The sequence below is a fragment of the Paenibacillus septentrionalis genome, from assembly GCF_042659865.1.
In the GTDB taxonomy this organism is placed as follows: Bacteria; Bacillota; Bacilli; order Paenibacillales; family Paenibacillaceae; genus Pristimantibacillus; species Pristimantibacillus septentrionalis.
In genome coordinates, this window is record NZ_JBHSTE010000023.1 from 1 (window position 1) to 1,263 (window position 1,263).

Consider the following 1,263-nt stretch of genomic DNA (forward strand, 5'->3'; position numbering starts at 1 on the left):
GAGGAGCTTGTAGCGATTGATCTTTCCGATCCGAAGGATCCGAATCGCAAGCTGCTGCCACCGATAGATAAACTGTATTTTGAATATTTTGTAGAAGAAGAGAAAAAGTACAAAGTAGAAAAACTCAAGGAAAAAAGTGATTATTACGTGATAGTACTGAAGTCAAAGCTAATCCATAAGAAGAATAATACTTACTTAGATGATATGTATTTTAATTTTTATGGTTTCGATGATACGTTAGACAATATCTCAGGAAGTAGCTTATACCTTATACAAGATGACCAATCCAGAAAATCTACTGGTATGAAAATTATATCCAAAAATTTCAAACTGAAGCTATCTAAAAATAGTAACGGAAAAACGTATGGAAAGATAATGGGCTTTTTAGATACACCAGGTGGTGGTGGCTCATTTCATAGACAGCAAATTATATCTTCGTTGGTATATGAGGAATAATGAGGATGCGAGGTTATCCATTTATATCAACGTTACTGCTGCTATCGATTATTGTGACTTCATGGCCTGAGTTCTGGATGACGACGGTTCAGGCTGCCCCTGCTGGTACGTTGATCGAATATGAGTTTGCTGGCGACAAGCAAAAAGATCATGAGTACGGCGGACGGCTTTTCTCCAAGGATATTAAGAAAAATACTAATAGAGTGACAGTGACAGCAGGTAGTGGGCAGATTATAAAATCACTGAAAATATACGATAGGAACGGAACCTTTATCCGTAATGTGAAAGGCTTTACACCGCGAAAGAGCTATACCTTTGTAGAAACCTTTTCTGGTACTAAGATGAAGGTCGAGTCGTTAGGGAATACACATGCCGGATCGATTTATTATTGGGATCGATCCGGCGGTAGTGATGTATGGCGGGCCACTAGCAGTGATTTTATCGCGTACAGCAATGTCGCAGACAACGGCAATGGCATCACCTGTCTTCCGAACAGCCAGGTGCCAAAAGACAAGTGGAATCGTCGAGCATATCCAGGCTGCACGGATACTGGGAATCTCTCAGCTCCTATCAAAATCAAAAACTTTGTTATTCCTGAAGGTGAGTTTTTGGCAAATGCTTATCAACTACCTATGCGAGTGGTTTCGGATAGAGCAGGTGAGTTAGTAGCGAAAGCTGAGGTAGATATGAAAACAGAAATACCTGTGGCTGTCCATGGCACATCATGTAAGTCAGATACATCTACCGAATATACGAAAATCGGCGCGGTGAATTCGCTAAACGGTATCATTACCCTTAAGTATAAGC

1 protein-coding gene and 1 pseudogene are annotated in these 1,263 nt (G+C 40.5%); both read left to right on the top strand.

The features are described from left to right. A pseudogene (locus tag ACFP56_RS21690) lies at positions 1–456 on the top strand (hypothetical protein); the annotation flags it as partial. 5 nt (positions 457–461) lie between these two features. Beyond that, positions 462–1,263, top strand: an 802-nt coding sequence (locus ACFP56_RS21695; protein WP_379238584.1) for a hypothetical protein, incomplete at its 3' end; no start/stop codon positions are given.